At 60.7% G+C, this 23,262-nt stretch carries 10 protein-coding genes; 2 read left to right on the top strand and 8 right to left on the bottom strand.

What is annotated here, in order from left to right; translation table 11 throughout:
* Positions 1–139: 139 nt before the first annotated feature.
* Positions 140–4,036: a phosphoribosylformylglycinamidine synthase gene (gene purL, locus C4J84_RS20710; protein WP_124371756.1), complete on the top strand. Its 3,897-nt coding sequence runs from the start codon at positions 140–142 to the stop codon at positions 4,034–4,036.
* Positions 4,037–4,040: 4 nt separating this feature from the next.
* Complete coding sequence (locus C4J84_RS20705) at positions 4,041–4,352, top strand: YqfO family protein (RefSeq protein ID WP_124368244.1); 312 nt, start codon at positions 4,041–4,043, stop codon at positions 4,350–4,352.
* Positions 4,353–4,417: 65 nt separating this feature from the next.
* Here the strand turns inward: C4J84_RS20705 and C4J84_RS20700 are convergent, their stop codons facing one another.
* The 8 genes from C4J84_RS20700 to C4J84_RS20665 all read right to left on the bottom strand — a co-directional run bounded on the left by C4J84_RS20700 (position 4,418) and on the right by C4J84_RS20665 (position 23,254).
* Entirely contained in the window at positions 4,418–9,091 is a 4,674-nt protein-coding gene (locus tag C4J84_RS20700) for a dermonecrotic toxin domain-containing protein (RefSeq protein WP_124371755.1), read from the bottom strand.
* Between the two features lie 159 nt (positions 9,092–9,250).
* On the bottom strand, positions 9,251–15,250 hold the full coding sequence (locus tag C4J84_RS20695) for a membrane-targeted effector domain-containing toxin (RefSeq protein WP_177412758.1): 6,000 nt from the start codon (positions 15,248–15,250) through the stop codon (positions 9,251–9,253).
* Between the two features lie 78 nt (positions 15,251–15,328).
* Complete coding sequence (gene nagE / locus C4J84_RS20690; RefSeq protein WP_124371754.1) at positions 15,329–17,035, bottom strand: N-acetylglucosamine-specific PTS transporter subunit IIBC; 1,707 nt, start codon at positions 17,033–17,035, stop codon at positions 15,329–15,331.
* A gap of 26 nt (positions 17,036–17,061) precedes the next feature.
* Positions 17,062–19,575 carry a phosphoenolpyruvate--protein phosphotransferase gene (gene ptsP / locus C4J84_RS20685; protein ID WP_124371753.1) on the bottom strand — a complete coding sequence of 838 codons (2,514 nt, stop codon included), beginning with the start codon at positions 19,573–19,575 and terminating at the stop codon, positions 17,062–17,064.
* 36 nt (positions 19,576–19,611) lie between these two features.
* Positions 19,612–20,622 carry an SIS domain-containing protein gene (locus C4J84_RS20680; protein ID WP_124372470.1) on the bottom strand — a complete coding sequence of 337 codons (1,011 nt, stop codon included), beginning with the start codon at positions 20,620–20,622 and terminating at the stop codon, positions 19,612–19,614.
* Positions 20,615–21,721: an N-acetylglucosamine-6-phosphate deacetylase gene (nagA, locus tag C4J84_RS20675; protein WP_124371752.1), complete on the bottom strand. Its 1,107-nt coding sequence runs from the start codon at positions 21,719–21,721 to the stop codon at positions 20,615–20,617. The genes C4J84_RS20680 and nagA overlap by 8 nt, the downstream gene beginning before the upstream one ends.
* A 36-nt stretch (positions 21,722–21,757) precedes the next feature.
* The gene (locus C4J84_RS20670) at positions 21,758–22,489 is read right to left on the bottom strand and encodes a GntR family transcriptional regulator (protein ID WP_124364270.1); all 732 of its coding nucleotides are present in this window, start codon (positions 22,487–22,489) and stop codon (positions 21,758–21,760) included.
* Between the two features lie 261 nt (positions 22,490–22,750).
* Positions 22,751–23,254, bottom strand: coding sequence for a murein L,D-transpeptidase family protein (locus C4J84_RS20665; protein WP_124371751.1), 504 nt, complete (start codon positions 23,252–23,254; stop codon positions 22,751–22,753).
* Between the last annotated feature and the right edge of the window lie 8 nt (positions 23,255–23,262).

Genomic DNA, 23,262 nt, shown 5'->3' with positions numbered 1-23,262 from the left:
GAACACCCCAGGGCCCCGTGCAAACCGTGCCAACTGACGTTCGGCAGCGGCCAACGGTAGCGTTTCGGGTGCCGTTGGCGAAGGTTTACGCTAGAATGCACGGCCTCAAAGCACACCCCTTCCCGAGGCTGTCCCGAAGATGTTGATCCTGCGCGGCGCTCCTGCCCTTTCTGCCTTTCGCCACAGCAAACTCCTCAAGCAACTGAGCCAGAAGGTTCCAGCTGTTACAGGCTTGTATGCTGAATTTGCTCACTTCGCCGACGTAGCCGGCGTCTTGACCGCCGACGAACAGCAAGTGCTCGCACGCCTTCTGAAGTACGGCCCCAGCGTTCCGGTTCAAGAGCCGACCGGCCGCTTGTTCCTGGTTCTGCCAAGGTTCGGCACCATCTCGCCCTGGTCGAGCAAGGCCAGCGACATCGCCCGTAACTGCGGCCTTTCGAGCATCCAGCGCCTGGAGCGTGGTATCGCGTTCTACGTTGCCGGGCAGTTCAGCGATGCCGAGGCCGAGCTGATCGCCAGCAGCCTGCACGACCGCATGACCCAGATCATCGTCAGCCAGCTGGAACAGGCTGCCGGCCTGTTCAGCCACGCCGAACCCAAGCCGCTGACCGCGATTGACGTACTGGGCGGTGGCCGCGCCGCCCTCGAGAAGGCCAACACCGAATTGGGCCTGGCCCTGGCCGAAGACGAGATCGACTACCTGGTCAACGCTTTCATCGGCTTGAAGCGCAACCCGCACGACATCGAGCTGATGATGTTTGCGCAGGCCAACTCCGAGCATTGCCGTCACAAGATCTTCAACGCCAGTTGGGACATTGATGGCGAAAGCCAGGAAAAAAGCCTGTTCGGCATGATCAAGAACACCTACGTGATGCACAGCGAAGGGGTTCTGTCGGCTTATAAGGACAACGCCTCGGTGATCGTCGGCTCCGTCGCCGGCCGCTTCTTCCCGGACCCTGAAACCCGCCAGTACGGCGCGGTGCAGGAACCGGTGCACATCCTGATGAAGGTCGAGACCCACAACCACCCGACCGCGATTGCCCCGTTCCCCGGCGCAGCCACCGGTTCCGGCGGCGAGATCCGCGACGAAGGCGCTACCGGCCGTGGCGCCAAGCCCAAGGCGGGCCTCACCGGTTTCACCGTGTCCAACCTGCAGATCCCAGGCTTCGAACAGCCGTGGGAAGTGCCGTACGGCAAGCCCGAGCGCATCGTCACCGCGCTGGACATCATGATCGAAGGCCCGCTCGGCGGCGCCGCGTTCAACAACGAATTCGGGCGTCCGGCACTGACCGGCTATTTCCGTACCTTCGAGCAGTCCATCACCACCCCGCGTGGCGACGAAGTGCGCGGCTACCACAAGCCGATCATGTTGGCCGGCGGCATGGGCAACATCCGTGAAGAACACGTCAAGAAAGGCGAAATCCTGGTCGGCTCCAAGCTGATCGTGCTCGGCGGCCCGGCGATGCTGATCGGCCTGGGCGGCGGCGCGGCTTCCTCCATGGCCACCGGCACCAGCTCGGCCGACCTCGACTTCGCCTCGGTACAGCGCGAAAACCCGGAGATGGAGCGTCGCTGCCAGGAAGTCATCGACCGTTGCTGGCAATTGGGTGACAAGAACCCGATCAGCTTCATCCACGACGTCGGTGCCGGTGGCTTGTCCAACGCGTTCCCGGAACTGGTCAACGATGGCGAGCGCGGTGGCCGTTTCGAACTGCGCAACATTCCAAACGACGAGCCGGGCATGGCCCCGCACGAAATCTGGAGCAACGAATCCCAGGAACGTTACGTGCTGGCGGTCGGCCCTGAAGACTTTGCGCGCTTCCAGGCCATCTGCGAGCGCGAGCGCTGCCCGTTTGCCGTGGTCGGCGAAGCCACTGCCGAGCCACAACTGACGGTGACCGACAGCCACTTCGGCAACAGCCCGGTGGACATGCCGCTGGAAGTGCTGCTGGGCAAAGCCCCGCGCATGCACCGTTCGGCGGTACGTGAAGCCGAGCTGGGCGATGATTTCGACCCAAGCACCCTGGAACTGGCCGACAGCATCGAACGCGTGCTGCACCACCCGGCCGTGGCGAGCAAAAGCTTCCTGATCACCATCGGCGACCGCACCATCACCGGCCTGGTGGCCCGTGACCAAATGGTCGGCCCGTGGCAGGTACCGGTGGCCGACGTTGCCGTCACCGCCACCAGCTTCGACGTCTACACCGGTGAAGCCATGGCCATGGGCGAACGCACGCCGCTGGCCCTGCTGGACGCGCCGGCGTCGGGCCGCATGGCCATCGGCGAAACCCTCACCAACATTGCGGCCTCGCGCATCGGCAAGCTGTCCGACATCAAGCTGTCGGCCAACTGGATGTCCGCAGCCGGCCACCCCGGTGAAGACGCGCGTCTGTACGACACCGTCAAGGCCGTCGGCATGGAGCTGTGCCCTGAGCTGGGGATCACCATTCCGGTGGGCAAGGACTCCATGTCCATGGCCACTCGCTGGAATGAAGACGGCACCGACAAGAGCGTCACCTCGCCGCTGTCGCTGATCGTTACCGGGTTCGCACCGGTCACCGATATTCGCCAGACCCTGACCCCGCAACTGCGCATGGACAAGGGCACCACCGACCTGATCCTGATCGACCTGGGCCGTGGCCAGAACCGCATGGGCGCCTCGATCCTGGCGCAGACCCACGGCAAGCTCGGCAAGCACGCGCCGGACGTCGACGACGCTGAAGACCTGAAAGCCTTCTTCGCCGTGATCCAGGGCCTCAATGCCGACGGCCACCTGCTGGCTTACCACGACCGTTCCGACGGCGGCTTGCTGACCAGCGTGGTCGAGATGGCGTTTGCCGGTCACTGCGGCCTGAACATCGTGCTCGACAGCGTTGCCGAGGATGCTGCCGAAATCAACGGCATCCTGTTCAACGAAGAGCTGGGTGCGGTGATCCAGGTGCGTCAGGACGCGACTCCAGACGTTCTGGCACAGTTCAGCGCCGCTGGCTTGGCTGAGTGCGTGGCGGTGATCGGTCAGCCGATCAACAACGGCGAAGTGAATATCTCGTTCAACGGTGACACGGTCTTTACCGGCCAGCGCCGCCTGCTGCAACGCCAGTGGTCCGAGACCAGCTACCAGATCCAGCGCCTGCGCGACAACGCCGACTGCGCCGAGCAGGAATTCGACGTGATCCTGGAAGAAGACAACCCGGGCCTGAGCACCATGCTCAGCTTCGACGTCAACCAGGACATCTCCGCGCCCTACATCAAGAAAGGCATTCGCCCACAGGTTGCCGTGCTGCGTGAGCAGGGCGTCAACGGCCAGGTGGAAATGGCGGCGGCGTTCGACCGTGCCGGCTTCAATGCGATCGACGTGCACATGAGCGACATCCTCGCCGGCCGCGTTGACCTCAATGAGTTCAAAGGTCTGGTGGCCTGCGGTGGTTTCTCCTACGGCGACGTGTTGGGTGCCGGTGAAGGCTGGGCCAAGTCGGCCCTGTTCAACAGCCGTGCCCGCGATGCGTTCCAGGGCTTCTTCGAGCGCAACGACAGCTTCACCCTGGGTGTGTGCAACGGTTGCCAGATGATGTCCAACCTCAGCGAACTGATCCCGGGCAGCGAGTTCTGGCCGCACTTTGTGCGTAACCGTTCCGAGCAGTTCGAAGCCCGTGTCGCTATGGTGCAGGTGCAGGAATCCAACTCGATCTTCCTGCAAGGCATGGCCGGTTCGCGCATGCCGATCGCCATCGCCCACGGTGAAGGCCATGCCGAGTTCGCCAGCGAAGAAGCCCTGCTCGAAGCCGACCTGTCCGGCACCGTGGCCCTGCGTTTCGTCGACAACCACGGCAAGGTCACCGAGAACTACCCGGCCAACCCGAACGGCTCGCCGCGCGGGATCACCGGCCTCACCAGCCGCGACGGCCGCGTGACCATCATGATGCCGCACCCGGAGCGCGTATTCCGCGCCGTGCAGAACTCGTGGCGCCCGGAAGAGTGGAACGAAGACGGCGCCTGGATGCGCATGTTCCGCAACGCCCGCGTTTGGGTGAACTAAGGCGGTGTACAAGCTTGCCTTCTTTGTTCCCGACAGCCACGTGGAGACGGTGAAAACCGCCGTCTTCGCCGCCGGCGGCGGGCGCATCGGCACCTACGACAGCTGCGCCTGGCAGGTGCTGGGCCGCGGCCAGTTCCGGCCAATGGACGGCAGCCAGCCGTTTATCGGTCAGGTCGGGCAGGTTGAAGTGGTCCAGGAATGGAAAGTTGAATTGGTAGTGGCGGATGAGTTGATCGTGGCGGTAGTGGCCGCGTTGAAGCTCAACCATCCCTATGAAACACCCGCGTATGAGGTGTGGCAGTTGGCGGATTTTTGATCCGGTAGCTGTAAAAACAAAAAACCACTGGCCTGATTGGCCAGTGGTTTTTTATTAGGCGTCATTTACCAATAGTCCTTCCTCCCGTGGCGCTTGATTGAACGAGTGACGCTCAGAAACAGCGGTTCGGCCAGCCTGGGGCTGATACGGCTGTAGTAGATTGGGAGAATATTCTCCTTCGGTTGTACGGCCAGGCTAGCAAAGCTCAGGTAGCGCTGTTCCGGCAATTTCAGATGGGCGGCGTTGAACTGAGGGTTGGCGGTATCAGCCGCTGAATAGTGGAAGTGAGCATAGGCCAGCACCTGCCGGTTTTTTTTATGAATCACATACTCTTGCAGGTAGTCGTTTTCTGACTTGAGTTTGACCCGTCCTTCTATAAGGGAAATGTCGATTTCCCCTTGAGCCTTCAAGTATTCAATCCCCGCTTCGTTGGGTAGATTGCGCTCGATGATGGCAACTCGAAGCAATCGACCTTGCTCCCGCAGGCCGGTGGCATCCTGGGTCAGCTTATCGACCAGCTGTTCGTCGGCCGCTTTTTTTCTTGCTGGATCTTGCGCCCAGATGTCACGAATTTTCCCTGCCACCTCATCCATTGCATCGGCCAGGCGAGCCAGGTGTGCCTCGGTACTGTTCGGTGTTTTGGATTTCAGTGATTCTTTTTGCTCTCGACTTATCGTGGAGGGGCCCTTGGACAGCAAATCTCTTGCGTCAGCCAGCAGTTTTTTCAGCGACCGAGCGGGTCTGAAGGACGGTTTTTTGGGCTCGATATTCTCCTCCCACTCCTCCGTCGTAGCGTTCTTGCGAAAACTGATCACCGGCTGGTTATCGACAGGTCCGATAACATCCATGATTTCTACGTCCAACTCCGGGGTGCGCTCGCGCTCCTGGCCGACCCAGACCCGCTGTTTACGGTCACGTATCACTCGCTTGCCTGGGCTCAGGCTCGGAGTTGGTGTCGGTTGCCGTTCAGGGATGTGCGATTGCTCACTGATGGCTAAGGCCAGATCCTGTTCCGCCATCTGCCTTACTTTGTCGATCTGGCGCCAGAGCCCCATTAAATGCCCAGGGTCTATCAGTCCCGATTGGGCCTGCTTATAGTAAATCAGCCAGGACTGGGTATCCGTGTACTCATGAATGAGTTTTTCAAGCCCGCTAATCCGTAGCTCAGGCGAGACGAGGCCAGGGGCTTGCACGTACTTTTGCGACGCGGTGGCCAGCATCACGCTGTCGCATAACTGCTTGAGGTGCACAAAATCATCAAACTCTTCGGGCAGCGGTGGTCGCCTCAAAATCAGGCTCTTGTACACGTCCAATTGTGCGAACATCCAGTCAAGCGGTGCTGCCTGTACTGGATCCTGTGCCAACGTGCTGCGTGACAGATCAAAACCGGGGACGGACATCAGCTGCTGCAGGTTGTTTTTTTCCAGCGTGCTCAACTCAATCAGTCGGTCGTTAAAACCCGCAACCTTGCCCAGGTAGTCCTGTATGTTTTTATGAGCCGCCTGGGCGGTGCCCTCGTCGGTCTCATCGAGTTGTTCCAGCCACTGATTCTGAACCGCTTTCGACGGAGCAGCGTCGTGGCGCTCCTGAATGACTACAGCCATTTGATGCCGCAGGTTGTCTACCAGGGCTTCCTGTTGCTGTATCAGTTCCTGCTCGAACCCGGGGAGGGGCTGGTTGTGGTTTTTTGCGTACAGCAGATCCAACTTCTCGAATTGAAAACGCATCTGTTCCTCGAGCTTGCTGACGAGGCTCGCCCTGATTGCCGGCCGTTGCTGTATGGAAAGCGCGGGGTTTTCATCGAGTGTGGAGGCTATCTGCACGGCCCGTTCAGCCGTCATCAACCGGGCTGTCACATCGTGGTATCTGTTTTGCAGCTCTTGATTGTAGTGCTGGATTTGCGCTCGCCGGGCCGCCACTGTTTTTTTCGGCCCAGCGCCGCGCAAGCGCATCTGCAAATCAATGGTCCACACCCCCCTGTTATTGCGCCTGATCCAAGGGCCCCAGCGTCCCGGTTGTTTGAGGTCGACCACTCGTAAATGCCCCTCGAACTTCTTGACGGCGTACAGTGCCCCTTGAAGGACTGCGAGATGATGCGGTTCTGCTCCGGTAACGGGTCTGCTGACCAGACCTCTCAGTGGCCCGGTTCTTTCAACGTTTTTGAGAATGTCCGGTGACTGTTCACCCGCAGCCGGTCGCCACTTGAAGGTTTCCAATGCTGTTTTCAGCCTCCCCGTCGGTTGACCGGATGGATCGGACCAGGACAAATTCATCTCTGTTATGTCTGCATGCAGACGCTGCCACGCAAATGCCGATGGAGTTTTTTTCTGATGCACGGGCGGACTGAAGTCGCTTTCTATAAGTCTGGGCCTGATGGGCATTTTTGCGGGATTCACCGCCAGGCGCTCGTCCAGCGTCAGTGCATGATTCAGCAGCAACGCCGACATACTGGAGAGCAGCTCTGCCAGTGCATCGGCCCGGGCTGTTGGATCAGCCTCTTGCGGTAATCTCACGTACGTGTGCAGGCTGCTCAGCAATGTGTACAGCCATCCAGCCGTCGCCACCGGGCCCCTTATCAGCGGTAAAAAGGCGCCGAACACCTGCCATAGATCATTCTTGAAGAGTGTCCAGCGCAACGCTTCATTGGAGGTCGACTGTTTTTCCGCGCGCTGCCACAGGCTCCTGGCGTTTTCATCAAATACGCTGGCCAGGAAATCCCCCGACACGGGTGTATCACTGAGCAATACCGGGCTGGGGGTAAATAGCGGCTCATGTTCATCGCCTTGCAGAAAGCGCTGGGTGTGGGGCTGCATAAACCCGCCGTTACGGAACAACGCTCGATCTTGCTCGGAGAAGCTCTCCAATACCGCCCCTTGTAAAGTGCTATCGCCTTGAGCAATTGCCTGGAGCAGTGCTTCCCGGCTGGGAAATTGGCGCAGGGCTTCAGTGTGGCCAGGGCGATAGAGAATATGCGGCAGCGTGCTGTTGTCACGGGGGCCAATCACAAACATATTGCCGGCCCTGTGTGCAGCACTTCCCTCGTAGGTCAGGAATGCCAGGGGGCGCGCGACGATGGCTTCGCCGTCGACCTGACGCTGTGCCGGTTCATCCGCCAGCAGCGCCCGGACTACCTGAAAGCCGGAAAACGTGACGCCTTGCCGCTTGCTGAGGCAATACTCCAGCGCCTGCAAGGGCAACTGGACGGTCATTTGGTCGATAAACAACCGCCGGCGCCGACCGGACTCGACCGCGTTCATAATCAAGCGGTCCTTGAGGAGTGCCGGATAGTGCCGGCCTACATTGACGGTTTCGATCAGTTTCTTGAGGTAGGTCGGCTTGAGCCACCAATCGGGCACGTAACCGGGTTCTGCCTGATTACTGATCTCTACACGGGCATAGGGCGTAGCGAAAGGGTTTTCCAGCGCAGATTGCGTCAGGGTCAGAACAGTTTGCTGCGTCCAGCCCACCGTCCCACCCTGGGTTCGGGTAAAGGTCAGCCGGTAGTCGCCCGGGTTAATGAGTACTTCCTGTGGATAATCCAGCGCCATCTGGCGTTGCAGGGCCTTGCGGGCATACACATCAATCGGGTCAAGCCCATCCATGAATCCGGCCCCGGCTGTGCGTTGTTGCACCTGAGTCAGTCGGGAAAGCAACTGACCATAGGTGAGGCGATCAGCGATCGAGGCGGTCTGCAACCAGAGAGGTAGTTGCTCCTCATTGATCAACGGGGTGTTGCGGTCGGGATCGAACCAGGCCAGTGGGTCGGTGAGGTCCTTGAACAGTTGCTCATAGTCGGCGATTTCGGCGTATTGCGACCAGTCAATGCGGGCCAAGTCCCTGAGTTGCTTTTCCAGCAGGCTTTGCGCCAGGTAATCGAAGGGGTTGCTATCAATCTCCTTGAGGACCCACTGGATCGACAGCCCCGGGGTGTACTCGCTCATATAGCGGGGTAACAAGGCGCCCACATCCGCCAACTGATCGAGTTTCAACAGCTGAATGGGCGGAATGTAGACGAGGACAACCTCCTGCTGGTTTACCTGTCGGCGCAGTACCAGCAGGGGAGGCCACTGGCCGGGTTGCCCTTCACTGGCGGCATACACCTGATAGAACCGCAGCCCGTTACTGTCCCACGTAGTTCCTGTGCGGTTTGCCTGACGTGTGACGTACGCCTCGTCCCCCAACAGCATCTCCCGCTCCAACGCGTTTAACGGCGGATTCTGCCGTGCCCGCTGTAAACCCAAGTGCAGATGATTGCTTACGGCCCGCCAGCGTGTCAGTGAGGCATTCGCGGGCACTGCAGCGTTCCAATACGCTACCAAATGGGAAGTAAACGCCTTTCCCAACTCGGGTGCCAAGGTGTTGAGCATGAGTTCGATGTCATCAATCGACACGGCTTCGGTCCCCGTCGTTGACACCGGTCGCGAGGTTGTCGAACTGGCTAGCAAACGATGGTGCCCAGGCGTGTAATTCAACGGCTCTCGACTCATGCAGCGCCGAATCAGGGCATCACTCAAGGTTTGAAGTTGACTGAAGCCTGGTCCCGCGCCCTCCCGTTGCACCCCCACCCACAGGTCGCTCGCTTGTAACGAGTTGCCCATCGCCCAGTCCTTGATCCACTCCTGGAGCAATGACTGAGCCACCGCCGTCAGCCGCGGTCGGGCGGCAAATAATGGTGATAGATAGTCGCGTGATGCGTGGGCCTGTTGAATCGCTGGAGAGAGTTCTAACGTAGTGCGCATGCCAATCTTCCCTGTTGGTTGATGCGTCTAACGTAGACGGGCGGATAGCGCATCGAGCGGTAGATAGATGCTCGGCAAAGGCGCAGATGGCGGATATTTGTAGGGTCGATGTTGCCGACGATTGCTCTCCAAACAGCGGAGAGCAATCGAAAAAGCAAGTTACGGTGCTGGTTCGGGTCTTAGACCTGGATATATTTGGAGTGACTTGATCAGGGCGTCCTCGGAGTCGAAGCGTCGCTGCTCCATATTCCATCGAGTAATAAAATACTTCCCTGCATCGTCTTTCTGAATGGCTGTAACCATAACGCCATCGTTACGGGAGAGGTGTATCAAATTAGCCTCGGTTTCCGATGGCCGTTCGATCACGTAGTGCCCGGTTTTTTTCAACCATGTCCTTTTTGCAGGTACAACAGGCGCCGGCGTCAGTTGCAGGTCCCTTGTCACTTTGTAGATCAGGTCTTTCTGGTATTTGAAGCGCTCATGGGCCATACCCTCCAGATCAATGAAGAACAGACCGGTATCGTCTATCTGAATAGGCGTAGAGATGATGCCCTCGGCGGCGGAGTAGCGCAGCAGATTGGTCTCAGGGTCCGATAGGCGTTCGATCAGGTAGTGGCGCGGGTCTTTCAAGGTTGACCTGTCGACGGGAACATCGGGGATACGTGCTGGCTGTCCGACAATGACCTCCTCCAGTTTGAAGTCGTTACGCAATGCGCTCCGGCCCTTTATGCTATCCAGTGTTTCCCAGTGACCGAGGTGAATTTTTTTGCCCAGGCCAGGCGCAACATCACGGACGTTCAGGCTGACCGTCGTCAGTAACTCTGCCAGCCCAGGTACCCCTGCGTAGAAATTGGCATGTGAGTTGCCGACGAAAGCGATCCATTTATGCGGCCCATGCGCCGCCTGGTCAGCGTGTATGACCCGTGAGGCAAAATAATTGAACATCTTGGTCCGGGCGTCGTCGGGCATTCCCTTGAGGTTATAGCTGGCGACGCAGTCCAGGGCTCTGATACGGATGCCGTATTTGCTGGCGGCTTGGTAGACCTCCGTGTAGGTGTGAGGGCCGGCATGACGGAAGTGCATGTGGCCTATGTCCTGTTGTTTCAGGTATCTCTTGAGGTTGTCAGGAAGCTGTTGGGTTTTAAGAAACACCTCCAGTTCGGCCTGATGAAGGTCGGTATACAGATGTTCGACATAGAGTGTCTTGAAACCCAACTTCTTGATGGTTTCCATCTGTGTTATCAGCAGTTTTTTGCTCGACTCCATGCCGTGGGGTTCACCCAGCACAAGCCCTGGCAAGGAACTGTCGCTGATCTGTTTCAGAAAAGATTCAGGTGTGGTGTTGTCCGTTATGGTGGGCAACGTCGGTCGAGAGGGGGGAGTGTAGTCGGTAAAGAACTCTTCAGCCTTGACGTGCAGCCGGGTTCGCGCCTCGATAAAAGTGTCGAAAGCAGCCCCCTTTACCCCGCCACGAGGACGGTAAACGGGATCCAGGCCACGGCGGCTGCTGTAATCCAGGCGAATAATTTCATCTCTCATGGAGACAGGGATGTCAAACTCGTTGGCATTGAGCACCGAGGATGATGTGCCGGCCACCGGGTCGACTTGTCCTGCGCTGACGCCGCCAGCCTTCGGCTCGATAGGGGCGGGCGCTTTGTAGGATGTTTGCAGTGTCATTCGATAGTCTCCCCTGGCTGAAGGGTCACCCGGTATCGATCCGGGGGTGTCTGCCCAGATACCCACGGGCTGGTTCGGGCCGATGTCCTCAACCCGCAGGGCGACGGCATTTTGCAGGTCCGCCAGGCCAGGTGTCTCATTGAACGTACGCAGGCGGGATGAATCCACGAGTGCGACCCAACGCTCGTCGGGCTCGGTGAGGGCATCCGCTTCGATGGCGCGGTGGGAGTAGAAGTTTCTGATGGCGTTGTCCCGCGGCGTGGTCGGGGAGGTATCGCCCATTTGCAGGGCATCCTCCAGGTGGTAGGAGGTCGAGGCGTCCAGCGCCTTGATCTTGATGCCCTTCTCGCGCGCCTTGCGTACCAGGGCCAGGTAGGAGTATTCGGCGTTCTCGGCGAAGCCCACGGTTTTGTCGAGGTTCTTCAAGTGCCGCTCAATATGCTTCCATGATTTGCCGCGATTAAGCTTCTCCAGCTTGGGTCGAAACACATCGCCGGGCAGGTATTCCACATAGAGACGCTTGAAACCGTTTTCGATCAACGCATCCATCTGCTCAATCAGCAATTGCTTGCTGGCGATAGAGCCGGGGACCGCGCCGATGACCAGGTTCTGGTTTGCGGCAAAAGCATCGCTGGCAATCAATTGTGGGAACTGAGTGTTGGCCTCGACAGCAAGGGCGTCGGCTCGTGGCGCGAGAGGGTCGAGGTATTTGAAGAAATTCTGGGCGTCCTTCGTCAGACGTTCGACTTGTTGTTTATAAATGTTGAGCGCAGGTGCCAGCTGTGCTGCGGCGACACTGGGGAGCAGGCCAGGATCGCTGAACCACTCGTCTGCGCGTTGCCGCATGGCGGCACCGATGTCCGGGTCCAGTACGCGCTCAACATCGCGCCAGTGTTTGGCTGGCATCTCATAGTTTTTCAGCGTGTCAGGTGCTTCAGGCAGTTTTTCATACTTGGGTGCTCCGCCAGTGACGCCGGTACGTGTCCAGACCCCTTGTGCGTTTGGCGCTGCCACACGGGTGGTAGAGACCAGTTGCCCGCTGATCGGGTCGAGGCGATACAACAAGTAGCGACCGATCTCATCCGGCGTCTTTTTGGCCCAAAGGAATTCACTGTCAAACAGCACTCTTTGCATGTCAGCGGTTGGGAGTGGCGCAGGTTCCAATTGCTGGATCAGCTTCATGACCGGGTTCTGTGGGGCTCTTCTCGCGACCTGGCGCAAAGCCGGTTTGCTTAGCTGCTCCAGTGACGCGAGGGCCGGGCGCAGATCGGTGAAGGCTGCGCCGGCACTGTTGAGCAGATAGCCTATCAAGTGTTTCAGGGCACCTGCGTCATCGCCCTGATGGTAAGCGTGCAAGGCCAGCATGCCGTCCTTGAAAGCCAGCAGCATCCCCAAACTCAGGCTCAGCGCCGGAAACGGGGCCGTGGCAACGGCGCTCACCCACTCCACGCAGGTCCACAGGATGCCGGCGATCATTTGGGTACGATTGACGGTGGTTGCTTGCACGTCATCGATTTTGCGCTGCAGCTTCATGTCATACAGCAGCCGGCGCAGGTCAAGTACTGGAGGTATGGCGCGGGTCGAGTCGTAACGCGCTGGGCTGGCGGTGGTTTTATCCAGGTTTTCAGGCAGCTGTTTTTGCGCTTCCTCCAGGAATGTGCGCACGCGTGTCCGGGACGGCACACCGACGCGGCTGGTGAGGTAGGTGATCATGCCGGGTAGCTTTTTCAGCAGGTAGTTGAACTGCCGGGCCTCGCGAAAGCTGATGCCATCTGGCGCTTGCGGTGTGTAGAGCAGCACGGGGTTATCGCCGTGGCTGAACAGGTAGGTATCGATGATCCATTCGCCGTCGATCAGAAGTCGGTGGATCGCATAATTGCCGCGTGTCTGTGTCGAAGTCTCGCCCATGCTGGCGATACTTTGGTTCAGCCATATCAGGTCAACGTCGGCAATATCTCCTTGCAGGCGGCTTTCAAGGGCGGCGGTTTGCAACTGCAATTGGGTGATGGCCAGTGTCGCGTTACGCCGAAAGCTGTAGCCCGCACTGGCCCTGTCGAGCAATTTCGCTTTGAGTTCGTTGATGTAGCGCGCGCCGATCCACACGCCAGTGACCGAGCGTGCGACCTTTTCGGCGGTCAGTGGGCTGATATCAATGCCTTGCGGGCCTTTGAAGCGGGCTGATCGAGAGAATTTCTGGTCGAGAAAACCCACGCCTTCGCTGTAGCCGTCGCGATAAAGTTCAGTGTAAGTCAGGGGGGGTGGGGTCAACTTGCCCAGCACTGCCGCAGGTGAGTAGGCCCACACCGTATCGGGATCAACATCGTTTTGCCTGCGCCCCAGCAGCTCGTTCAGCTTCTTTTTCGCCTGTTCATGCAGGTAGTCGGAAAAGCTTGGGTAGCGCGCTTCGGACAACGGCAAATCGTTGTAGATGCGCAAGGCGTGGCGGGAATCTTCGGCCAGTTGCAACAGTTTCCGGCGGTTGTCGGTGCTGGTGGAGCGAAACCAGTTCGGTGTGCCGAGTGCGTAGTCGTCGATACGGGTTGCCAAGACGTGGGCTGACATTGCCTTGAGGCAATCGGCATGACTGCCGATATTGTTGAAAGCCACCTCGTTGTATTCCTGGGCGTGGGGCTTGAAGCTCAGGCCGCTCAAGACACGTTTCATGGCCGGGCGAAAACGCAGGGGGACCCTTTTGATCAGATAGTCGGTCAACGTGCCTGGCGGTTCTCTGTGGCCGTTGTCCAGGCTCCAGCCGAGGATATGGTTCTGGCAGGCGATTTCGCTGTCAAATGCTTGGAATTGCTGCTCTTGAGGCGCCTCGGGAGTACACAGCAACAGGCGCTTGACCACGCCGCTGGCATCGCTCTGACGCAATACCCACAAGTCTTGAAGTTGTGCCTCATGAAGTGAAAGTGTCGCGGCGCTCAGTTGGCTATCGCTGTCCTGGCGCAGGCTTTGAACCAGTTGGAAGTCGTCCTCGCGCAGGTGGCCCTGGAGCACTGCGGTATAGGCCAGTGCGTTGATCCGCTGATCGAGCATCTGTTCGATGGCGTGTCTGAGTTCGGGCTTCTTGTGCAGTTGTATTTGTATATCGCCAAACGCGATGCGCGGTTGCAGTGTGCTCAGCTGCTGCGCCAGCCAGGCCGGTGTCAGGTCGTCGTAGTCTTCGGGCAGGGGCGCGCCATTATAGAGAAGAGTGGTTTTTTCCAGGAAGTCGGAACCGGGCAACTCATCACCGGTGCGCAGGCCGCGCAGGGCCAGGTCGATCAGATTGCGGTCGTGTTCATACTCGCCGATAGGGGCGACATGGCGACGGGTGATGACCTGCAGGTGTTCCGGGTTCAGGTGGTGAATATCCAGGTCATCGCTCAGGCGTTCGAGCAGTTGATAACGAGCCAGGGTTTCAGGCGTGGCGACAGGGTTGAGCAGGTCGAGCATGTCCTGACGCGCTTCGTTATAGCGGGCCAGATGCTCGGCCAGGGTGGCTCGCCGGGTTTCGCTGGCGCTGCGATACCAGTCCGGGGCGCTGTTGCGCAGGTGGCGCTCCAGCAAGCGCTGAGCGCGCCACTCCAGACGGGCGTTGAGGTCGGGTAGGGCGCAGGTGATGGCGAGATCAAGGGCATCGATCAACTGCGCCGCGTCCTGTGTCGGGTTATCGATCAGGCTCAAGGCTCGGTCGATGTCCTGGGTGCGTTTGTCGAGCAGAGCGTTGTACGTGTGTTCGAACAGCGGTTCATCGGTTATGGGCGACAGTTCCAGCGGCCAGATCCCAGCGGGTGTCAGGGCGTGATAGCGCATAGGCAGCAGACTCATGAAGTCGCGATGCTGAGCCGTGTCATCCATGCCTTGCAGCAAATGGTTGTTGAGTTTATCCAGCGAGTCGAATGATTCGATTCCATGCGCAGGGGTGAACAGCATCACTGCGCCGACTGCCTGGCCTGGCGACAGGTCGGTCGCCAGCGGGCTGGATTTTTCGGTGAGTACAAAGGCACCGGCCAGTTCGACGACCTGTTCCTGGTAGCGGAAAGTCAGTGCGTAAACGCCGGGACGTAGCGCTGGTCCCCGCGACACCTTTGCGAGGATTTTCTGTTCCTGCGGGTGTAACAGGCGATCCTGGACACCGAGGGCGGCTTCATGCTCAAGCGCGGTGAAGCCTGCGTTATAGGTCATGAAGGATTTGCGTGACTTACCGCCGATCTGCTCGGAGAGATCGAGGTCTTGTAGATGAGCGTTCAGCGTCGTCTTGAGCAGCGCAAGTTTTTGCGGTAAATCATGCGGCTCCAGTGCTTGATAAAACGCTCGGCTCTTGGTCAGAAACTGCTGCCGATAGCTTTTCAGGACGCCGTTCAGTGTTTCCAGATAAGCCAGTTCGGTTGAAGCTTTTTGCTCTGGCAGAAGCGGTCTTTCGATCTTGAGCAGGTGATTGCCAATCTGGTTGAGATTGCCTTTGATGCCTTCAACGGCCTGGGTGGTGGTGCTCACAGGAACGCTCTCCATGTTGGGACAAGAGTCCAGCATGGAGAGTCGTGCCCGTGGTCGGGCGGTAGATAGGTAGCGGTGTCAGACGCTGGAGCCTACCGAGCTGCGGCTGGAAAGCGCTTTGAGAGCGGCGCTTAAACCCTGGGCCGAATCACCCACCAACAGGTGCCAGATACCACCGTCGAGCTGACTCACACCCTGGCAACCCAGAGCCTTGAGCTGCTGCTCCGACAGCGCCTGATCATCGGCCAGTTGCAAGCGAATACGGGTCATGGCCACGCAGTCCAGTTGCAGCACATTGTCGCTGCCACCCAAGGCGTTCAGCCATTGCTCGGCCTGAGCGGTTGCGACGGTCGAGGTTTGAGGTTGCGTAGCCACGACCGGGGCCGGCGTATTGCCGGAGGTCGGCATCGCCAGGCGGATCTCGTCGGCAATGCTGTCAGCCATCGGCCCCACTACCACCTGCAAGCTGCCGCCGTTACCGGGGCGAACCACCGCCATCGCACCCAGGGCCTTGAGCTCGGCGTCCACGGCCTTGTTACGGTCCACCATGTCCAGGCGCAGGCGCGTGGTGCAAGCACCGACACTGAGCAGGTTGGCGGCACCGCCCAGGGCGCGAATGTAGGCACCGGCGCGCTGGTTGTCGGTCATAGCTTCGGTCTGCACCACCTGAATGTCTTCACGGCCAGGCGTTTTCAGGTTGAAGCGGCGGATACAGAAATCAAACACGGTGTAGTAGACCACCGCATAGGCCAGGCCCACCGGTATCACCAGCCAGCCATTGGTGGACTTGCCCCAGCCGAGGACCATGTCGATGAAGCCACCGGAGAAGGTAAAGCCCAGGTGAATGTTCAGCAGGTTGGTAATGGCCATCGACAGGCCGGTCAGCAGCGCATGCAGCAGATACAGGAACGGTGCGAGGAACATGAAGGCGAATTCGATCGGCTCGGTCACCCCCGTAAGGAACGAGGTCAGGGCCATCGACAGGAAGATCCCGCCCATCACCTTGCGGCGCTCCGGCAGGGCGTTGCGGTACATCGCCAGGCACGCGGCGGGCAAGCCGAACAGCATCACCGGGAACATGCCGGTCATGAACTGGCCGCCCTTCGGATCGCCGGCAAAATATCGAGTCAGATCGCCCGTCACCACCGCGCCCGTCACCGGGTCGGTAAAGCTGCCGAACACAAACCAGGCCATGTTGTTGAGGATGTGGTGCAGGCCGGTGACGATCAGCAGGCGGTTGAACACGCCAAACACGAACGCGCCGAGGCTGCCGCTTTCCATCAGCAACACGCCGAAGCTGTTGATGCCGTGTTGGATCGGCGGCCATATCAGCCCGAAGATCACCCCCAATCCCACTGCCGAAAACCCGGTGACAATCGGTACAAACCGTCGCCCGCCGAAGAACGCCAAGTACTCCGGCAGCTTGATGTCCTTGAAACGGTTATACAGCCCACCGGCCATCAGGCCACTGGCGATACCGGCGAGCATGCCCATGTTGATGGAGGTGTCCATCACCTTGAGCGTGGAGATCATCACCAGATAACCAATCGCCCCGGCCAGGCCGGCCGTGCCGTTATTGTCGCGGGCAAAGCCGACGGCGATGCCGATGGCGAAGATCAGCGCCAGGTTGGCGAAGATGGCCTGCCCGGCGTCGTGCATCACCGCGATGTTGAGCAAGTCGGTGTCGCCCAGTCGCAGCAAGAGGCCGGCGATCGGCAGGATCGCAATCGGCAGCATCAGTGCGCGGCCCAGGCGTTGCAGGCCTTCGATGAAATGTTGATACATGGCGTGTCTCCCTATTCTTGTTGTTGTCAGCTCAGCGGCCAGTGGTGTTGACAGGCGTGGCGAACGGCTTTGGCGCTGCTCAGGTCGAGCAACCCTTGGCTCAATTGCCGGCATTGCGCCGCGTCCAGGTGGCGGACGCGGTCCTTGATTTCGCCGATCTGCGGTGGGCTCACCGACAGCTCGCTGACGCCCAGGCCGACCAGCACCGGCGTGGCCAATGGGTCGGAGGCGAGTGCGCCACATACGCCGACCCAGCGCCCATGTTTCGCCGCACCGGCGCAGGTCTGGGCGATCAGCCGCAGCAAAGCCGGGTGCAGCGCATCGACGCGGGCGGCGAGGCCCGCGTGGTCGCGATCCATGGCCAGGGTGTACTGGGACAGGTCATTGGTGCCGATGGACAAGAAGTCCGCATGCTCGGCCAGTTGCTCAGCCATCAGCGCAGCGGCGGGCACTTCGATCATAACGCCCAGTTCGGGGCGCTGGGTCAGTGCCAGCTCCTCGCACAATTGATCCAGGCGCTGGCGGATATGCAGCAGCTCATCCACTTCGCTGACCATCGGCAGCAGTATGCGGCAACGCTGCAGCGGGCTGACTTGCAGCAACGCGCGCAGTTGCTGGTCGAGCAGTTCCGGGCGCACCTGGGCCAGGCGAATACCGCGCAGGCCCAGCACCGGGTTGGCTTCGACAGGCAGCGGCAGGTAATCGAGTTGCTTGTCGCCGCCCACGTCGATGGTGCGGATGATCACCGACTTGTCGCCCATGGCATCCAGCACGGCTTGATAAGCCTGGCGCTGCTCCTGTTCATCCGGCGCAGTGCGGCGGTCGACGAAGAGGAATTCGGTGCGCAGCAGGCCGACGCCGTCGGCGCCGTTTTCAAACGCCAGTTGAGCCTCGGCGCTGGAGGCGACGTTGGCGGCGATTTCAATGCTCACGCCATCGAGGGTGCGCGCCGGCAATCGGGCCTGGGCCTGTTGCTGCTGGCGGCGGACTTTCTGCGCATCGCGAATCTGATGGACTTCAGCATGGCGAGCATCGCTGGGCGCCAGTTCCAGGCGGCCATTGGCGGCGTCCAGCACCACGCGCTGGCCCTGGGGCACCTCGAGCAGCTCGGCACCCAGCGCCACCACGCAAGGCAAGCCTTTGCCCCGCGCCAGAATCGCGACGTGGGACGTGGCGCCGCCCTCGGCCATGCAGATTCCCACGGCTTGCTGCTTGCTCAGTTGCAGCAGGTCCGAGGGGGTGAGTTCATGGGCGCCGACAATCGATCCGGCGGGCAATTCGAAGTGCCAGGCTTCACCCAGCAATGCGCGCAATATGCGTTGTTGCAGGTCGCGCAGGTCGTTGGCGCGTTCGGCGAACAAGGGCTTGCCCAGTGCCAGCAATACCGCGCACTGGGCCTGGATCGCATCGCGCCAGGCATGGGTGGCGGCGCTGCCCTGGGCAATGGCGTCGGCAGCGGCTTGCAGCAATGCCGGGTCTTCCAGCAGCGCGAGGTGGGCGGCGAAGATCTCTTCTTCGTCGACGTTCTTGCGTTGGCGGGCGTGGTCCAGGGTGCTGCGGATTTCGCCGCGCACCTGCTCCAGTGCCGTGTCGAGACGCTGCTTTTGTTCGTCGGCCGAATGGTTACCGGTGTCTTCCGGCAGCTCGATGCCGGTCAGGCGAAACAGCGGGCCGCACACCAGGCCGGGGGCTGCGCACACGCCTTGCAACACATCGGTTTCCACACTGACGCGACGTGGTACGGCCGCCACTGCAGGAGCGTGGTGATCTTCGCGGATCGCCACGGACAACGCCGCGATCAACCCTTGCAGCGCCGCATCGGCATCGTTGCCACGGCAGGTCACGCGTACTTCGTCACCTTCGCCAATGCCCAAGCCCATCAAGCCAATCAGGCTGTCGCACGACGCCGACTTGTCAGCGAAGTGCAGGTGCGCCTGGCTGCTGAAACCCTGGGCGGTCTTGCGGATCAGCGCAGCAGGGCGCGCATGCAAACCGCCGCGATGGGTGACGCGAACGCTGGCGCTGGCTTCGGCGCTGGAGTTATCCACAGCCGCTTGAACGGGGGCGCCCGAACGCAGCGTCACCTGCATCAACGGCTCCCCGACCTTGACCGTGCTGAGCGGGCAGGGCGTCAGTTCGAAGCGGTCGCTGTTGGTCAGGATGATCAAGCTCACCAGGCTCTTGCACTGGCGCGCAATGCGGTCCAGGTCAAATTGCACCAGCGCCTGGCCCTGGCTCACCCGCGCGCCTTCCTTCACCAGCAAGGCAAAACCTTCGCCATTGAGTTCCACGGTGTCGATGCCGACATGCATCAGCACTTCGGCACCGTTGTCGGCGCGCAGGGTCAGCGCGTGCCCGGTGCGGGCGACGTGGATAATCACCCCGTCACACGGCGCGTGCAGGCAGTCATTCAACGGATCGATGGCAATACCGTCGCCCATGGCGCCGCTGGCGAACACTTCGTCGGGGACGCTGCCCAGGGCCAGCACCGGCCCACTCAAGGGGGCGCTAAGGGTCAGTCGGTTATTGTTGTTGGACATGGGCACGGTACTCATCAGGAAAACACGGCAATCGACTCAGTGAGTGCGAGTGACTTTGCTCAGGTGACGGGGCTGGTCGGGGTTCATGCCCCGGGCCTGCGCCAGGCCTGCCGCCATCACGTAAAAACTCTGGATGGCCAGGATCGGGTCCAGGCTCGGGTGTTCTGCGCGGCTCAGGGTCAGGTCGCGTTCGGCAACATCGTCCGGCGCGGCCAGCAACACACGGGCGCCGCGCTGGCGCATATCGGCGGCCAGGGTCAGCAGGCCGGCCTGCTCGGCGCCGCGTGGGGCGAACACCAGCAAGTGGTAGTCTGCGTCGATCAAGGCCATCGGCCCGTGGCGCACTTCGGCGCTGCTGAAGGCTTCGGCCTGGATCGCCGAGGTTTCCTTGAGCTTGAGCGCGGCTTCCTGGGCGACGGCAAAACCGGCGCCACGGCCGATCACCATCAAGCGCTGGCTGCCTTTGAGCGCCTCGATGGCTGCGCGCCAATCCTGTTTGGCCGCGTCACGCAGGCCGTCGGGCAGTGCGTTGCAGGCTTGCAGCAGGTCGGCTTCCTGGTTCCAGTGGCCGACCAGCATCGCGCTGGCGCTGAGCGTGGCGATAAAGCTCTTGGTGGCGGCCACGCTGAGTTCCGGCCCGGCACACAGCGGCACATGGAATTCACAGGCGGCTTGCAGCGGCGAGTCTTCGGCGTTGACCATCGAGATGCTCAAGGCCCCACGTTTGCGCAACAGGCGCAGGCTGTTGACCAGGTCCGGGCTTTGCCCCGATTGCGAGAAACCAAACGCCACCTGGCCACTGACTTTCATCGGCGCCTGCAACAAGGTCACCACCGACATCGGCAACGACGCCACCGGAATCCCCACATGCTGCATGGCCAGGTAGGCGAAGTAGCTGGCGGCATGGTCCGAGCTGCCCCGCGCAACGGTCATTGCCACTTGCGGCGGCTGGCGGCGCAGGCGACCGGCGACGTCTTCGAGTATCGGCTCCAGGCGTTGCAGTTGCGCCGCGACGGCGTCACAGGAGGCCAGCGCCTCTTCAAGCATTTTTGAAGTCAATGGCTTCTCCTTCGACCATTACGTCGGTGAGTGTCAGGGAGCGGTCCAGGCGCACGCAGTCGGCAAAGCTGCCGGGTTGCAGGCGGCCGCGTTCTTCCAGGCCCAGGTAGTCCGCAGGAAATTGCGACAGGCGTTGTGAGGCTTCGCTGATCGGCAGGCCGATCTTCACCAGGTTGCGCAGCGCCTGGTCCATGGTCAGAGTGCTGCCGGCCAGGGTGCCGTCCGCCAGGCGCACGCCGCCCAGGCACTTGGTCACGGTGTGGCTGCCCAGCTTGTATTCGCCATCGGGCATGCCGGCGGCGGCGGTGGAGTCGGTGACGCAATACAGGCACGGGATCGAGCGCAACGCCACGCGCATGGCACCGGGGTGTACGTGCAGCAGGTCGGGAATCAACTCGGCGTAGGTGGCGTGGGCCAGCGCGGCGCCGACGATGCCCGGCTCGCGGTGATGCAGCGGGCTCATGGCGTTGTACAAATGGGTAAAGCTGGTGGCGCCGGCGGCGAGGGCGGCCACGCCTTCTTCATAACTGCCCAGGGTGTGGCCGATCTGCATGCGCACGCCGCGTTGGCTGAGGGCGCGGATCAGAGCGTCGTGGCCGGCGATTTCCGGCGCGATGGTAATCACCCGGATCGGCGCCAGGCGCAGGTAGGCTTCAACTTCGGCCATCAAGGCGGTGTGGGCGAAGTTGGGTTGGGCGCCGAGTTTTCCCGGATTGATGTAGGGGCCTTCCAGATGTACCCCGAGCACGCGAGCGCTGCCGGTAGGACGCTGCGCGCAGAAGGTGCCGAGCTGGCCGAGTACGCGGGAGATTTCGTCGACCGGCGCGGTCATGGTAGTGGCCAGCAGCGAGGTGGTACCAAATCGCACATGGGTGCGGGTGATGGTCTCGAAGGCCTCGACGCCTTCCATGATGTCTTTGCCGCCGCCGCCGTGCACATGCAGGTCGATAAAGCCGGGCAGCAGGTAGGGCAGGTCGTTGTCGGCCGGATTGCAAGGCGTGCCTTCGATGGCGACGACCTTGCCGTGCTCGTGCACCAGGCGGCCGCGGATCCAGCCGCTGGGCGTAAGGATGTTGTCTTCGGACATGGGCAGTTCTCTAAAGCCGCGACGCGGCGGCAAGTCTTACCTACGCAGCTCTGCGACAAAGTCGTAGTAGTCGTTGCGGCAATAGGTGTCGGTGATTTCTATGGGGGTGTTATCCAGCGTGTAGCCGACCCGGGTCATCAGCAGCATGGCGGTGCCGGGGGCGATGCCCACCAGCTTGGCGAATTCATCCGATGCGTTGATCGCCTGTACATGCTGGAGGGCGCGGACGATGGGCTTGCCGATACTGTCGAAGTATTCGTACAGCGAGCTGCCCAAGGCCTGCGGCTGTGGCAGCACCGAAGCGGGAACAGCGGTCATTTCAATGGCCATGACCGTGTCGTCGGCTTTGCGCAGGCGCTTGAGACGCGCCACTTTGTCATTGGTCGACAGGCACAGGCGGATCAGTTCTTCATGGGTCGGCGGGGTGATGTCGCGTTCAAGCCATTGGGAGCCGGGCACAAAGCCCTTGAGGCGCAGCATCTCGCTGAACCCCGACAGACGCGACAGCGGCTGTTCCAGGCGTGGCGTGATAAAGGTGCCGGAGCCCTGGCTGCGGCGGATCAGGCCCTGCTCAAACAGCACTTCCAGCGCTTTGCGGGCGGTGACTCGAGAAATGCTCAACTGCTCGCTGAGCGCACGCTCCGACGGCAGGGCTTGCTCGGATGTCCACTGGCCGGCATGGATCGCCGCTTCGAGCTTGCGCGCCAATTGCAGGTACAGCGGCGTGGATTGTTTGTCGTCGGGGCGCAGGGCCAGAATGGGATTCATCTGTCAGGTTTCCGATGCGGTTATTGGAGTGTTGTCGCCCGGTATGGGTCGAAAATTAATACCACTTAAATACCATGTCAATGCAGCCACAACGGTGCATTCAATGGATTAAGGCACCGCAACGGTGCCTGGCACAAAGTGGTATTAGAAAGGTCTTCATAGCGCGCACGACGGCGCAGCCCGCACGGTGAACTGGTATTCACCGGCAGGTGCTGCTCGGGGCAGGAAATATTTTCGAATTATTTTACGAGTGGTCGCAGATCAGGGCCGAATCTCGATCAGGGTGCCGTCCTTGACCAGGCTCCAGACCTCACGCATATCCACATTGCGCATGCCGATGCAGCCGTCGGTCCAGTCCAGGGTGTGGAACCACTGTTCCGGGTAATCCTCGGTGTCCGGGGTGCCGTGGATCATGATCATGCTGCCCGGTTTGACCCCTTCGCGGCGGGCGCGGGCGGCGTCGCTGATATTGGGGTAGGAGATGTGCATGGCCAGATTGAAGCGCTCGCTGGTCTTGCGCCAGTCGATCCAGTAGAGGCCTTCGGGCGTGCGGCGGTCGCCCTCGAACAGCTTGTGGCCCTTGGGGTTTTTACCCAGGGAAATGCGATAGGTCTTGAGGGGCTTGCCGTCGTTGATCAGCTGCAACTGGTGGGCGGATTTAAGCACCAGGACTTTTTCGACGGTTTTGCCGCCGAGCGTTTCCACCGTGGAGGCCGAGGACAGGGTAGCGAACGACAGGCAGAGAAGAGCAAGCAACCAACGCATTGAAACGG

The sequence above is a fragment of the Pseudomonas sp. R11-23-07 genome (genome assembly GCF_003852295.1).
Classification (GTDB): Bacteria; Pseudomonadota; Gammaproteobacteria; order Pseudomonadales; family Pseudomonadaceae; genus Aquipseudomonas.
This window is presented reverse-complemented; position numbering and strand designations above follow the sequence as displayed.